General features: G+C 45.4%; 13 protein-coding genes and 1 pseudogene. 11 read left to right on the plus strand and 3 right to left on the minus strand.

Going from position 1 to position 12,190, the window contains the following annotated elements; translation table 11 throughout:
• Positions 1–3 precede the first annotated feature (3 nt).
• Both AC0VX7_RS06545 and AC0VX7_RS06550 read right to left on the minus strand, forming a co-directional pair.
• A complete protein-coding gene (locus AC0VX7_RS06545) occupies positions 4–321 on the minus strand; it encodes a hypothetical protein (protein ID WP_475427168.1) in 318 nt (105 codons plus the stop codon).
• A 99-nt stretch (positions 322–420) separates the two neighbouring features.
• Positions 421–552, minus strand: a pseudogene (locus tag AC0VX7_RS06550) (DUF3949 domain-containing protein); the annotation flags it as partial.
• Positions 553–877: 325 nt separating this feature from the next.
• On the opposite strand from AC0VX7_RS06550, the gene AC0VX7_RS06555 reads away from it, so the two are divergent.
• The 11 genes from AC0VX7_RS06555 to AC0VX7_RS06605 all read left to right on the plus strand — a co-directional run bounded on the left by AC0VX7_RS06555 (position 878) and on the right by AC0VX7_RS06605 (position 10,974).
• Positions 878–2,122, plus strand: coding sequence for a substrate-binding domain-containing protein (locus AC0VX7_RS06555; protein ID WP_215034515.1), 1,245 nt, complete (start codon positions 878–880; stop codon positions 2,120–2,122).
• A gap of 97 nt (positions 2,123–2,219) precedes the next feature.
• Entirely contained in the window at positions 2,220–2,993 is a 774-nt protein-coding gene (locus tag AC0VX7_RS06560) for an ABC transporter ATP-binding protein (protein ID WP_215034619.1), read from the plus strand.
• Positions 2,971–3,678 carry an ABC transporter ATP-binding protein gene (locus AC0VX7_RS06565; protein ID WP_215034514.1) on the plus strand — a complete coding sequence of 236 codons (708 nt, stop codon included), beginning with the start codon at positions 2,971–2,973 and terminating at the stop codon, positions 3,676–3,678. Before AC0VX7_RS06560 ends, AC0VX7_RS06565 begins: the two co-directional genes overlap by 23 nt.
• 17 nt (positions 3,679–3,695) lie before the next feature.
• Positions 3,696–4,556 carry a branched-chain amino acid ABC transporter permease gene (locus AC0VX7_RS06570; protein ID WP_475427169.1) on the plus strand — a complete coding sequence of 287 codons (861 nt, stop codon included), beginning with the start codon at positions 3,696–3,698 and terminating at the stop codon, positions 4,554–4,556.
• A 4-nt stretch (positions 4,557–4,560) separates the two neighbouring features.
• Positions 4,561–5,574 carry a branched-chain amino acid ABC transporter permease gene (locus AC0VX7_RS06575; protein WP_475427170.1) on the plus strand — a complete coding sequence of 338 codons (1,014 nt, stop codon included), beginning with the start codon at positions 4,561–4,563 and terminating at the stop codon, positions 5,572–5,574.
• Positions 5,574–5,753: a hypothetical protein gene (locus AC0VX7_RS06580; RefSeq protein ID WP_475427171.1), complete on the plus strand. Its 180-nt coding sequence runs from the start codon at positions 5,574–5,576 to the stop codon at positions 5,751–5,753. The genes AC0VX7_RS06575 and AC0VX7_RS06580 overlap by 1 nt, the downstream gene beginning before the upstream one ends.
• A gap of 25 nt (positions 5,754–5,778) precedes the next feature.
• Complete coding sequence (locus AC0VX7_RS06585; protein WP_475427172.1) at positions 5,779–6,795, plus strand: 3-oxoacyl-ACP synthase; 1,017 nt, start codon at positions 5,779–5,781, stop codon at positions 6,793–6,795.
• Positions 6,795–7,697 (plus strand): intracellular short-chain-length polyhydroxyalkanoate depolymerase, encoded by a 903-nt coding sequence (phaZ, locus tag AC0VX7_RS06590; RefSeq protein ID WP_475427173.1) that lies wholly within the window; start codon positions 6,795–6,797, stop codon positions 7,695–7,697. Before AC0VX7_RS06585 ends, phaZ begins: the two co-directional genes overlap by 1 nt.
• A gap of 12 nt (positions 7,698–7,709) precedes the next feature.
• Positions 7,710–8,450, plus strand: a complete 741-nt coding sequence (fabG, locus tag AC0VX7_RS06595; protein WP_475427174.1) for a 3-oxoacyl-ACP reductase FabG — start codon at positions 7,710–7,712, stop codon at positions 8,448–8,450.
• 557 nt (positions 8,451–9,007) lie between these two features.
• A complete protein-coding gene (locus AC0VX7_RS06600) occupies positions 9,008–9,343 on the plus strand; it encodes a hydrolase (protein ID WP_475427175.1) in 336 nt (111 codons plus the stop codon).
• A 107-nt stretch (positions 9,344–9,450) separates the two neighbouring features.
• Entirely contained in the window at positions 9,451–10,974 is a 1,524-nt protein-coding gene (locus tag AC0VX7_RS06605) for a class I adenylate-forming enzyme family protein (protein ID WP_475427176.1), read from the plus strand.
• 17 nt (positions 10,975–10,991) lie between these two features.
• Here AC0VX7_RS06605 and AC0VX7_RS06610 read toward each other — a convergent pair whose 3' ends face one another.
• Entirely contained in the window at positions 10,992–12,146 is a 1,155-nt protein-coding gene (locus AC0VX7_RS06610) for an MFS transporter (protein ID WP_475427177.1), read from the minus strand.
• Between the last annotated feature and the right edge of the window lie 44 nt (positions 12,147–12,190).

Raw genomic sequence — 12,190 nt, forward strand, 5'->3', positions numbered from 1 at the left:
TTGTTACGCCACAGTTAAAATGCGGTCAAAATAACTCTTCAGGATCAGCCATCTTGCAGGATAGGTTGCAGCGAAATCCTTGATAGAATCATTGGAGTACATCAGCAGGCAATCAATCTGCTTTTTATGTTGTTTTAAATCATAGAGCAGGGCATGTGGGATTGTATAATGCTCGTTCAGCTGGTATGGATTTAATTTTACAGGCTGAATTCTCTCTGTCTTCATGAAATCGAGCAGCAGGTTTTGCTGTATTTCAACACTTTTATCCTGGACGTGTCCATTTATATGAATCTTTTCATTGATTAAAAAGATTCCCATCATAGAAATCCCCTCCATGTTTTAGGCAGTTTAGTAACGTTATTGCCATAAAAATTGGAGGGGATACTATTTTATTGGAAAGTTTTGTAATGAAAGTCCATTTTACCGATGCTGGTACTTATAGATCAATCCTGCAATGATATTTGCCGGTATGAACAAAATATTCGATTGCAGGTTCATATGAAGGACTTCTTCCTGCACAGGCATTTCCTCGTACATTTGACTTTGTGAAAGCTGCTTTTGGTTTCTTTAGTTCTTCCATTTTTTTGATATATATGTAATGGATCGGCGTCATGATGATTGTCGTAATGGATCCATGGCAGTATGAAAAGGATCATGATAAATAAAAATACGGAATCTATCGAAGTTGTCCCCCTTTTTTTATGTTTCTCTCTATACGGAATCAGCCTCTTGTTAGTTTCATATTAAGCTATTTTTCACCTTCAATAATCTCTCCTTATTTTATTCAGCCTGTTGTAACTCATTTGTAACTGGCGTTTTTTAAGATGATGTCAAAGCTTGTGGGCTTTGGAATCACCATTTTAAAGGGGGAAAGGAAATGAAAGCTGGTCAACGGAATTTTGTTTTATCATTTATGCTCATTTTGGTCCTGTTGTTTACAAGTGCCTGCAGCGGATCGGGAACAGAGAAGTCAGGCGGTACTGAAGGGAAAGACGGAAAAGATGAACCGAAAAACACTGAACCAATCAAGATTGGTGTCCTGGCTTCGCAAACAGGCGGACTTGAGGCTTATGGGAAGCAGACACTTCGCGGGTTCGAGCTGGGACTTGAATACGCTACTAACGGAACAAATGAAGTGGCGGGACGTAAAATTGAATTCATTGTTGAAGATACAGAAACGAAACCGGAAGTAGCTGTCCAGAAAGCGACGAAGCTGCTTGAAGAGGATGAAGTAGACTTCCTTGTCGGTTCTTCTAGTTCAGGTGACACACTGGCAGTTCTGCCGCTTGCTGAAGAATATGAAAAAATCATGATCGTCGAGCCGGCTGTAGCAGACAGTATCACAGGCTCTGAATTCAATGAATTTATTTTCCGCACAGCGCGTAACTCTTCACAGGATGCTGTTGCGGGTGCCGCTGCAATCGCAAAGAAAGGCGTAAAAATCGCGACTCTTGCTCCTGATTATTCATTTGGACGTGATGGCGTGGCAGCGTTCAAAGAAGCAGCTGAAAAACTTGGTGCAGAAGTCATTCATGAAGAATATGCAGATCCTGCTGCGACGGATTTCACTTCCAACATCCAGAAGATCATCGACCAGAAGCCGGATTACTTATTTGTCGTATGGGCTGGCGCGAATTCACCTTGGAACCAGATTTCAGACATGAAGGTCCAGGAAAAAGGAATCAAAATCTCTACTGGTGCTCCTGATATCGCAGCACTTGCAACGATGGAGCCACTTGTCGGCATGGAAGGCTTCACTGTTTATTATCATGACCTTCCGCAAAATGACGTCAATAAATGGCTAGTTGATGAACATAAAAAACGCTTTAACGGTGAGCTTCCAGATTTGTTTACGCCAGGAGGCATGACAGCTGCGATGGCAATTGTCGAAGCACTGAAGAAAACGGAGGGTGACACGGATTCCAAGAAATTGATCGAGACAATGGAAGGAATGAGCTTTGATTCTCCAAAAGGAAAAATGACCTTCCGGGAAGAAGACCATCAGGCACTCCAGGCACTATACGCAATCAAGCTGGAGAAAAAGGATGGAGTTGACTATCCAGTTCCAGTCCTGATCCGTGAGCTCTCTCCAGAAGAAACAGCTCCGCCAATCAGGAATTAACAAAGATTCATAATGAACTTCGGTAACTCAGCCGGAGTTCATTATGCTTTTAGTGAATCGTTACGTAGGTGCAATTCGATTAAAGGTGGTGAAGTACATGACGGCAATTATCGAGACGAAAGAGCTTAGCATTACATTTGGCGGCCATACCGCTGTAGACTCTGTCAGCATCTCAGTCCCTCATAATCATTTCAAATCAATCATCGGTCCGAACGGTGCCGGGAAAACGACTTTCTTCAACCTGTTGAGCGGGCAGCTTGCGCCGACGAAAGGACAGGTCATGTATAAAGGCAGTGACATCACAAAGCTCTCCCCGACTAAAAGAACAAGGGCAGGAATTGGACGGTCCTTCCAGATTACCAATGTATTCCCCAATCTGACAGTGATGGAAAATGTCCGTCTTGCGGTACAGTCACATGAAGGAGTCCGCTACCAGATGCTCAGGCATTTTCGTTCCTTTAAAAAATTTGAGGAGCAGGCAGAAGAGTGGCTGAAGCTGGTGTTGCTCGATGACAAGAAGGATGCACTTGCAAGGAACCTTGCCCATGGTGAGAAAAGGAAGCTGGAGATCGCCATGCTGCTTGCTCTGAACACTGAGGTGCTGCTGCTCGATGAACCGACGGCAGGTATGTCACTGGAAGAGGTTCCGGCAATCCTCGAGGTGATCAGGAAAATCAAACAACGCGGTGACCGGACGATCATTTTGATTGAACACAAAATGGACATGATCATGGATCTTTCTGATTCCATCATGGTCCTGTTCAATGGCGCCCTGCTTGCTGATGGTACGCCAGAGGAAATCATGAAAAATGAAACGGTCCAGTCTGCCTATTTAGGAGGTTTGCATAGTGAGCACGCTGCTGAAGCTTGAACAGGTTGAGACATTCATTGGCCAGTATCATATTCTTCAAGGTATCTCATTTGAAGTGCCGAGAGGAGAGGTTACTGTGCTGCTGGGCCGAAATGGTGCCGGTAAAACGACTACACTCAGAACGATCATGGGCCTGAACCCGGCTGCTAAAGGTTCCGTTTTATTTAAAGAAGAAGAAATCAAGAGTCTGCCAACTTATTCGATTGCAAATAAAGGAATCGGATATGTTCCAGAAGATCAGGGGATTTTTGCTGGCCTGACTGTCGAAGAAAATATCAAGGTGGCAGTCAAAAAAGAGAACGATGAGACCCAACAGCGACTGGATTGGATTCTTGATCTTTTTCCTGATTTGAAAAAGTTCTGGAAAAAACCCGGCGGGCTTTTGAGCGGCGGCCAGAAGCAGATGCTTTCTATCGCAAGAGCATATGTCAATGACAATGAACTGCTCTTGATCGATGAACCGAGCAAAGGCCTTGCACCGATCGTTGTCGAGAAGGTGATGGAATCCATCCAGCAAATGAAGGATAAAACGACAATCATCCTTGTAGAACAAAACTTCATGATGGCCAGCACGATTGGCGATAGCTTTTACATCATTGACGATGGCAGGACGGTTTCAAACGGCTCAATGAATCTCCTTCGTGAGGATGAAGAAATGAGACGTAAATATCTCGGCATTGCGTAGGAAAGGGGGAAGAAAGAGTGGATGTACTGATTAACTTGAGCCTTAACGGCCTTGCCACGGGAATGCTGATCTTCCTTCTGGCAGCCGGCCTTACTTTGATATTTGGGTTGATGGATGTCCTAAACTTTGCCCATGGTGGTTTGTTTGCCTGGGGCGCTTACAGCGGCATTTGGATTTATACCTCGACAGGAAGTTTTTTTATTGGGATCATCGGTGCCATCCTTACTGGCATGCTCCTCGGAATTATCACTGAGCGCTGGATCATTAAACCGGTTTACGGCAACCATGTGCAGCAAATATTGATCACGCTAGGCTTGATGCTTGTTTTATCGGAGATGTTAAAAGTGGTCTGGGGACCTAACCAGATATCAGCGACAACGCCTGATTACCTTTCTGGAAGCTGGGAGTTTGGCGGCATCATCATCATCAAATACCGGGTTTTCATCATTGCTGTCGGGTTCGCGGTTTTCCTGGCAGTACAATACTTGCTTAAAAAGACGAAAATTGGCCTGGTTGTCCGCGCGGGTGTTATGAATAAGGAAATGGTCCAATCACTCGGAGTAAACATTCAGAGAGTATTCATGTTCGTGTTCATGATTGGAGCCGGCATGGCTGCTCTTGGCGGGATGCTTTTAGGACCGTATTCTGGCGTGATTTACGCGGATATGGGGATGGAATTCGCGATCCTCGCATTCATCGTAGTGGTCATTGGTGGAATGGGAAGCTTTACAGGTTCAGTGATGGCTGCGGTTTTGGTTGGACTGTCAGGATCATTCATGGCCTATTATGTACCAGATCTGGCGCTTGCAGCTAATATGCTGCTGATGGCAGTGGTATTAATCTTTAGGCCGCAGGGTTTATTCGGGGCAAAGGGGTGAGGAAATGATGACAAGAATGTTTTCAAATCGCATGAACATCATATATTTGCTTATCGCCGGGTTCCTGGCACTGCTTCCTTTTGTCTACGATTCAAGAAGCTTGCTCATCCTCCTCTCCCAGGTGTTCATTTTTGCTGTATTGGCAATGAGCTATGACATCTTGCTCGGATATACGGGCATCGTCTCGTTCGGCCATGCGATGTTCTTTGGCATCGGGGCTTACACGGTTGGTGTCTTTATGAAAAGGTTCGAACCGGAAACAAGCTACTTTCTGCTGGCTGTTTTGGTCACGATTTTGCTGACTGCTGTGGTGAGTTATTTCGTCGGACTGCTGACACTGCGGCTGAAAAGTCATTTTTACGCGATGCTGACGATGGCATTCGCTGGATTGTTTTTAGTACTCGCTGAAAAATGGCGCACTGTTACTTATGGAAATGATGGCTTCACTTTCAGGGTACCGGACTTCCTGAAGGACAGGACAGACTTTTACCTGATCTGCCTTGGTTCGATGGTCATTGTCTTCATTTTATTAAAAAGATTCACCAATTCCCCACTCGGAAGAGTCCTCCAGGCAATCAGGGAAAATGAGCAGCGGACAGAATCGCTTGGGTACAGCGTTTTGCAGTATAAAATCATTGCCAGTGTCGTATCTGGAGTCATCGCGGGTATAGCGGGGATTTTATATGCTGTTTCCCTAAGGTTCGTTAACACGAGTGTTTTTACAATGGATATCACACTTGATGCCTTGCTGATGACCATCATTGGCGGAGTCGGGACGCTTGTCGGAGCAATCATCGGCGCGGGAATCATCGAGTTTTCCCATCACTGGCTGACAGAACTGGCAAAGGTTCACTGGATTTTCGAAAGATGGATCATCTTTTTCGGCATCATTTATATCCTTGCAGTCATGTTCTTCCCAATGGGCATCGTCGGAACCTTGCAAAAACTGAAATTCAGAAAGAAAAAGAAAGCTTCAGTTCCGGTTGAATCAGAGACTGTCAGCCAGGGAGATTCGTGATGGAAACAAAGCAAGTTACTTCATTCGTACTTCGTTTCCAGCTCGCGGACATCGAAATGGACAGCGGCAGAAAATATTGGAGGGTCAAGGTAACGCATGTCCAGGATGAAAAAGAAGCAATGTTTGACACCGTAGAGTCGGCAATGAAATTTATTAAAGAAATAGTTGGAGAATCATAGATCCGGTTTTAGAGGGGGGAAGAGGATGCAGATTGGCATTGTCAGTACGGGAATCTACCTTCCTGATACCTATATCACAGGAGCGGAAATTGCCCGGTTGGCAGGAATTCCTGAACAAGTTGTGGAAGAAAAAATGGGAATCAGGAAAAAGCCGGTGCCCGGTCCGGCTGACCATACATGTGAGATGGGAATCAGAGCTGCGAGAATTGCGTTGGAAAAAGCAAACATTGATCCACTGGACATCGACCTTGTCATCTATATTGGCGAGGAATACAAGGAGTATCCATTATGGACAGCCGGAATCAAGCTGCAGGAGGAAATCGGTGCAAGGAATGCCTGGGCTTTTGACACGGCATTAAGATGCGGAACGACAGTGATGGCCCTGAAGCTTGCCAAAGGGATGATGCTCTCTGATTCGGCGATCAATACCGTCCTCCTCGCTGGAGGTTATCGCAATGGTGATTTCATAGATTACCAGAATCCAAGGACAAGGTTCATGTACAATCTCGGGGCTGGTGGGGGTGCAATTTTATTGCAAAAGGGCCATCAGGAGAACGTGCTGCTGGAAACAGAAGTGATTACGGATGGGTCTTTTTCCGAGGATGTCGTCGTGTTAGCCGGCGGGACAAAAAACCCGATTTCAGCAGAGAATCTGGAGCGAGGTCTGTACCAGCTTGATGTTCTCGATCCTCAGGGAATGAAAGAACGGCTCGAGCAAAAGTCGATGGCTAATTTCCTGAAGGTCATCTATCGGTCCGTGGAAAAAAGCGGGTTTTCCGAAAAAGATATCTCCTACGTCGGGATGTTACACATGAAGCGGTCGGCACATGATTTTGTATTGAGGGAGCTAGGTCTTGCGGAAGAAAACTCTATCTACCTCGAAGACTATGGGCATATTGGACAGATTGACCAGATCCTGTCGCTGGAACTGGCAGAAAAGGCAGGGAAATTGAAGGACGGGGATGTAGCTGTTCTTGTCAGTGCAGGGATAGGCTATGCATGGGGCGCAACAACCATTCGTTGGGGAAAGGGTGTGCTGTAATGGAAAAAACAGCAGTGGAATTGAAGAAAGTTGATTTGCAGAATGGGGAAACGTTCGCGTATAGGGAACGAGATGGCGGAACCAAAAATGTTCTTTTGATCCACGGCAACATGACATCATCCAAACACTGGGACATATTGATTGATCAGATAGATCCTGAATATAAAATTTTTGCGGTTGACCTGCGGGGATTCGGTGAGTCCAGCTATCACAAGCCAATCATGTCCATCAAGGATTTTTCCGATGATGTAAAGTTGTTTGTAGATGAAATGGGGTTGAAGAATTTTGCACTTGTTGGCTGGTCGACGGGAGGAGCAGTAGGGATGCAATTCGCCGCTGATTATCCAGGTTATTGTGAAAAACTTGTGCTGCTCGCTTCTGCATCGACAAGAGGATATCCGTTCTTCGGGACTAGTGCAGAGGGTCTGCCAGATGTAAATAACCGGCTGGTTACTTATGAGGATGTAAAAGCGGATACTGGTAAAACGGTTGCCGTCCAGACGGCCTATGACCAGCATAATAGAGGATTTTTAAAGGCAATGTGGAATATGTTGATTTATACCGATCGTCAGCCGGAAGAACGGCATTATGATGAGTATGTTGATGATATGCTGACACAACGTAACTTGGCTGAAGTCTACCATTCTCTTAATAATTTTAATATCAGTTCTTTAAATAATGGGTTGAAGGATGGAACAGACCAGGTAAAGGATATCCAGACTCCTGTGCTTGTGCTCCGCGGTGACCGGGATCTTGTTGTCACTAAAAGGATGGCAGAAGAAATTATCGAGGATTTTGCAGGGCGGGCAAAGTTTGTGGAACTGAAAAATTGCGGCCATTCGCCATTAGTGGATGACCTGGACCAGCTATTGCAGCATATCGAAGGATTTTTAGCAGAGTAGGAAGGTGTATTTATGAGATTGAAAGATAAGGTAGCGATTATTACAGGTGCAGCGAACGGAATTGGGCTTGCTGCTGCAAAGACTTTTGCCCGTGAAGGTGCCAGGATTGCAATGGCTGACTTTGATGAGGAAACAGGAACAAAGCGTGAAGCTGAACTGTCTGCTGAGGGCTATGATGTCGCTTTTTTTCAGGTGAACGTTGCCGAAAGGGCCAGCGTAGACTCGTTGGTCCAAAACGTTTTAGGACACTTTGGCAAAATTGATATTTTAATAAATAATGCAGGCATCACCAGGGATGGGATGCTTCATAAGCTTTCGGCAGAGGACTTTCAAAAAGTCGTTGATGTCAATCTGACTGGCGTATTCAATTGTGCCCAGGCGGTTGTGCCAGCGATGGTTCAGCAAGGTTCAGGGAGAATCATCAATACATCATCAGTTTCGGGCATATATGGCAACGTGGGACAGACAAACTACGCAGCAACAAAAGCCGGAGTCGTCGGGATGACGAAAACATGGGCAAAAGAACTCGGCCGCAAAGGCATCAACGTCAATGCTGTAGCTCCAGGTTTTATCGAGACTGGCATGACAGCCAAGGTTCCAGATAAAGTGATTGAACAAATGAAAATGCTTGTCCCGCTAGGCAGGCTTGGTTTGCCAGAGGACATTGCCAACGCCTATTTGTTCCTCGCTTCGGACGAATCAAAATATGTAAACGGCACGACGCTTCATGTCGATGGCGGGATCATGATGTAACTGTAAAAGCGCACTTGTTGCGCTTTTTTATTTTGGGGGTAGGAAGGGTAGTTAAACTTTTATAACGGGGAATAAAGCTTCACCAACGGGGATAAAAACCGCTGCAAAGGGGATTAAAACTCCTTCAACGGGGATTAAATTTGTGCCAACGAGGATTAAAACCTTTTTCAACGGTTAAAACTTCGAATTCGCAGAAAAAATAGCTCAACCGTAAATATATTCGAGCTAACCGTAAATATAATGATCTCGACCGTTAATAAAACTTAGACAACCGTATATAAATTTGTTTCAACCGTAAATAAATCTTCCCAACTGGTATTAAAACCGATTCAACTGGTATTAAAACTGTCCCAACTGGTATTAAAACCGATTCAACTGGTATTAAAACTGTCCCAACTGGTATTAAAACTAATTGTTCCCACTGCAATTGGCCAAAATGTGCTCTAAAATGCCAAAACTGCATTGCATATCCAACCTTTTGCTTCCCTGTAATCACTTTAGGGTTAAATCCCCTCCAAAAGTGGTAAATGGTATTAAAAAAGGATGAGGTGCTGTACATGGAAGAAACAAAGCAGAAGTACTATTTTAATATAGAAAGCGGTGAGGTCCTGGACACGCCGGCTGAGCCAGAGGGCCATTTATTCACGTTAATCGCGACAGGGGAAGAAATCAAGGATCTGCGCGAATACCTGGAGATTAACTATAAAGCAGACTGGGCAACATACGGAAATTCTCATCTGCATCCTTTCAAGGACCCGGACCGTGAACATGCTGAATATGACTTTGCGATGAAGGAAATTTACGCGATGGTCTACAAACTGGGTGATGCTGAAGCGAGGAACCATGTGAAAAGCATGGGGATATTTACGGAAGAAGAGTTAAGTGGCTTATAAAATTTTGACACCATAGCTGATGCTGTGGTGTCTTTTGCATATGTAACTATACTGTAACTCCCTTTTCTTAAAATTAACCCATCATGACGAGTGAAGGAGAGATTGCGGTGAGGTGGGAGCTCGACTGGCTTGAATCTAGAGCGGGATTGACACCTGATGCAGCTGCGATTGCCGATGCAGGGACGGATCAGGAATGGTCATACAGGGAAGTCAATGATCGGGCGAAAGCAATCGCGGTGTGGCTTGGTGAAAAGGGTGTCAAAAAAGGCGACAGGGTTGCGCTGCTTGCGCTGAACGGAATCAGTTACTTTGATTTGCTGTTCGCCTGCGGGAAAATTGGCGCCATTTTTGTGCCGCTGAATTGGCGGCTATCCCTCGATGAGCTGGCATATATCATAAAAGACTGTGAACCCAGTTTGCTGGGATTCCATTCCAATTTCACGAAAGAAGTGACAATGATTTGGGAACACGAGGATCGTTGCATCCAAATCAACAGCTCACGTTACGACCAGCTGTTTGACGTAAATGTTAGCCAAGATGCTGAAAAGGTGAAAGTGGAGGAAGAAGATCCGCTTGCGATGATTTATACAGGCGGAACGACGGGAAAGCCAAAAGGGGTTGTTCTGTCACATCGGGCAATCATCTGGAATAGCATTTCCACGATCGCCAGCTGGAATCTGACGAATGAAGACCGAACGGTGACATATTTACCATTATTCCACACGGGAGGGCTGAATGCTCTTTCCGTTCCGATCCTGATGGCAGGGGGCACCGTCGTCCTGGCCAATGATTTCACACCGGAAAGCGCAATTAAAAATTTAATACAGCATCAATGCACAATTGTCCTGTTTGTCCCGACGATGCACCATATGCTTGTAAAATCTGATTCCTTTCATAAGGCAGTATTCAAGGATATAAAGCTATTTTTATCAGGGGGAGCGCCATGCCCGCTCGAAATTTATGAAGCTTACAAACAGAAGGGTATTGCCTTTAAGGAAGGGTATGGACTGACAGAGGCTGGCCCAAATAATTTTTACATAGACCCTTCAGAGGCGGATGTAAAAAGGGGCTCAGTGGGCAAGCCGATGTTGTTCCATAATATCAGGATCCTGAATGAAGACGGCAACGAGACTGGAGCGGATGAGGTCGGTGAACTCGCCATCCAGGGGAATCATGCATTTTCTTTTTACTGGAAAAATAAGAACGCGACCGAAGACACATTGAAGGATGGCTGGCTCTATACAGGTGACCTAGCGAAAAGAGATAGAGATGGCTATTACTATATTGTCGGCCGAAAAAAAGAGATGATCATCACGGGCGGTGAAAATGTGTACCCGCTCGAGATTGAACACTGGATCTGTTCCCATCCTTCTATCCGTGAGGCTGCCGTGGTCGGTATGCCGGATACAAAATGGGGAGAAGTCGTGACTGCGTTCATTGTTCTTGAAGAGGGAGCCGTTCTGGAGGAGCAGGAAGCCAAAATGCATTGCAGGAAGAAGCTCGGCGGCTATAAAATTCCGAAAGTAATCCATACCATTGGCCAGATGCCCAAGACACATGTCGGGAAAATTGATAAAAAGCAACTGAAAGAAGATGCGTTGTCTACTTCCGGCCAAAAGCCTGTCAGCTAAAATAGAAGAAAGGCATTTCAGCCAGCATTTGCTGACTGAAATGCCTTTTTTTGAATTAATATGCAAAGTCCGATATTAACAAAGAAGAGTGAAGACAAAAGAATCATGACTCCGCTGAATGGCAGGAGAGCAGCAACTGGCGGAGCGAGGCTGGCGCCGGTCAGCAGGATAAACGAATAGAGCGACAATGCTTTTGCCCGCTGGCTGCTGCCGTAAAAGCCAATCAAGGTAATGACGGTCGGGATGACGAGTGAAATCGATGAAACAAAAAAGATGGAGAAGAAAATCAAAGCTCCGGTAGAATGGAAGAAAAGCAGCAGGAGCGCGCTTGTTGACCCGATGGCCAATCCGAACATTAATGTCCGCAACTCGCCCCATCGATCCATCAGTTTACCTGTGAAGAGGGAAAGAGAAGCGCCAATCAATCCAACAAGCCGGATCATCAGCAGGTCTGATTCAGGACCGTTAAAATAACGGCCAATTGCATCATAGAAAGCGATAATCGCAAACAACAGTGAGAATGAAATACTATAGCATTTCATCAACCGAGGCTCTTTTAACAATTGAAAAAAGATTCTCCATAAAGGCTTGCTTTCTACCGTCTGTGGTGGTGATTCTTTCAGCAGGAAAAAAGCGGCAGCAAACAGAATAAAATAGACAGCTGAGAAGAAAAAGAAGACGCTGTTCCAGGAAAAAACATCGGCCAGAAAGTCACTGGCAACCTGCCCGAAGATTCCAGCAATCAAAAATCCAGTATTGATCAGTACAACAAGGATGGTCCTCTGCCGAAAATTGAATACATCATAGGAGTAGGCGAAAGCAACTGAAGCGAAGGTAGCCAGAGTGATTCCCTGGAGCGAACGGGCGATCCACAAACTGGCGGATCCTGCAGAAAAGCCGACGCCCAGTGTCGTCAGTGCTGAGGCCAAAAGTCCGAACACGAGGATTTTCCTTCTCCCTGTGAAATCGGATACCGGCCCGAATGAAAGCAGTCCGCAGGCATAGAAAAAAGTAAATAGCCCTCCGGCCAGGACAACGTGGGATTCGGCGATCAATAGGTCATCCGCAAGAACGGAATAAATGGGAATCAGCGTATAAATATTACTTGCGACCATGATGGCGCAAATTGTCAGTAAGATGGAAGCCTTGTAAAAAAAGGACATGGATTTCATGTATATCACCTGCCATCACTAACATATGAAGCCACCGTTGATTT

Source organism: Mesobacillus sp. QJM3NY_10, assembly GCF_056173465.1.

Coding starts and splice junctions, on each gene's coding strand:
- AC0VX7_RS06575 (WP_475427170.1), top strand. CDS start 4,561: ATGATGACAAGAATGTTTTCAAATCGCATGAACATCATATATTTGCTT.
- AC0VX7_RS06560 (WP_215034619.1), top strand. CDS start 2,220: ATGACGGCAATTATCGAGACGAAAGAGCTTAGCATTACATTTGGCGGC.
- AC0VX7_RS06580 (WP_475427171.1), top strand. CDS start 5,574: ATGGAAACAAAGCAAGTTACTTCATTCGTACTTCGTTTCCAGCTCGCG.
- AC0VX7_RS06545 (WP_475427168.1), bottom strand. CDS start 321: ATGATGGGAATCTTTTTAATCAATGAAAAGATTCATATAAATGGACAC.
- phaZ (WP_475427173.1), top strand. CDS start 6,795: ATGGAAAAAACAGCAGTGGAATTGAAGAAAGTTGATTTGCAGAATGGG.
- AC0VX7_RS06610 (WP_475427177.1), bottom strand. CDS start 12,146: ATGAAATCCATGTCCTTTTTTTACAAGGCTTCCATCTTACTGACAATT.
- AC0VX7_RS06600 (WP_475427175.1), top strand. CDS start 9,008: ATGGAAGAAACAAAGCAGAAGTACTATTTTAATATAGAAAGCGGTGAG.
- AC0VX7_RS06585 (WP_475427172.1), top strand. CDS start 5,779: ATGCAGATTGGCATTGTCAGTACGGGAATCTACCTTCCTGATACCTAT.
- AC0VX7_RS06555 (WP_215034515.1), top strand. CDS start 878: ATGAAAGCTGGTCAACGGAATTTTGTTTTATCATTTATGCTCATTTTG.
- fabG (WP_475427174.1), top strand. CDS start 7,710: ATGAGATTGAAAGATAAGGTAGCGATTATTACAGGTGCAGCGAACGGA.